Source organism: Stieleria sedimenti (assembly GCF_025060895.1).
GTDB classification, from domain to species: domain Bacteria; phylum Planctomycetota; class Planctomycetia; order Pirellulales; family Pirellulaceae; genus Stieleria; species Stieleria sedimenti.
Window position 1 is genome coordinate 1 of record NZ_JANZKV010000388.1, and the last position, 1,406, is coordinate 1,406.

Annotated in this window: 1 protein-coding gene; it reads left to right on the forward strand. The window is 57.6% G+C overall.

Annotated features, from left to right (window positions below; translation table 11 throughout):
* Positions 1-594: 594 nt before the first annotated feature.
* Positions 595-1,176, forward strand: a complete 582-nt coding sequence (locus NZK35_RS34080; RefSeq protein WP_259636995.1) for a sigma-70 family RNA polymerase sigma factor — start codon at positions 595-597, stop codon at positions 1,174-1,176.
* Positions 1,177-1,406 lie beyond the last annotated feature (230 nt).

Consider the following 1,406-nt stretch of genomic DNA (forward strand, 5'->3'; position numbering starts at 1 on the left):
GGCCTCCGGTACTTCGAGGGGACGATTGCTTTGTGCCGATGTCTTTGGACCTGACGACCGTTACAACTCAGGTCAAGAAAGATCTGAATCGATGGAGTGAGCTTCTGTAACGGCCAAACTTCTGATCTCGCCCGATAGAGCGGTTGCTGTCGTTGGAACGAGAAGGGTGTGGTACTGGCCTTTAGTAGTCCCGCGAATTCGCTCCCCGAACTCACTTCGGTTGCATCGACCGACGCGAGTTCGCAGAATCGCTTCGCCGCATTTTCCGCTAAATCTAAGGCCTGATTCCGGCAAAACTGCGTCGAAACGGCGATACAGTTGCGTCTTGGGCCGAAGTACCGGTGCAGATCGCCTTCGTGCGAGCCGCACGGTCGGACTAGCACAGTGTAAGCCGGCGAATACAAGTCCTCTAAATGTCTGCGGCCAGTCTTTGCGGTAAGGCGATTCGTCGGCAGTGTTACTTCTAGCTCCAGATCCTAAGACATTCGACGTTGGTGTGCGTCCACGCACGCATGGCTATCGATCCTGATGCCAGGAGACGCCTACCCGATTGAAATGCTGGAGACGGCCACGCTCGGTCGCTATGTTGGGCTTATGTCAAACGTCACCCAGATTCTCGCACAGATCAAACACGGCAACGCCGCGGCGGCTGACCAGTTGCTGCCGCTGGTGTATGACGAACTGCGAAAGCTGGCTGCGGCGCGACTGCAGCACGAAAAACCTGGCCAGACTCTGCAGGCGACTGCACTCGTTCACGAGGCGTACATTCGTCTGGTCGGGCAGGAGGAGCAGCCACAGTGGGACAACTCACGTCATTTCTTTGCGGCGGCTGCCGAGTCGATGCGCCGCATCTTGATCGAGAGAGCTAGACGCAGGAAATCGCTCAAGCACGGCGGCGATCGACAGCGGGTTGATCTGGAGCCCGCGATCGCCCCCTCCATCCTGCCCCTGGCTTGCGACGATCTTCTTGGTTTGGACGAAGCCCTGCGAAAACTGAAGCAGAAGGACGCCCGCAAAGCTGAGCTGGTGAAACTGCGGTTCTTCGCCGGGTTGACCGTGGCTCAAGCAGCTAGAGCTCTTGGCGTCTCGACTTCAACTGCTGAGAACGACTGGACTTACGCCCGCTCATGGCTGAAGCTGGAAATGTCCGGCGGTCGCAAGGACGAACCAACCTAAAAGAATTTGGAAAATCTCCTGGGGTGTCGGCCGCCGGATCTCGCATAGTACGTCGAAGCCGAGACTCTACTACCTTTCAGCCGAAACTGCGCCATGACCAGTCAGCAGCTCGACGAAGAACGGATCTTTCACCTCGCCCGGGAGATTGCAGGCCATTCAGCGCGAATTGAGTATCTGGATCAGGTCTGCGCGGGCGATCAGGCCCTTCGCGAGCGGGTCGAGGAATTGCT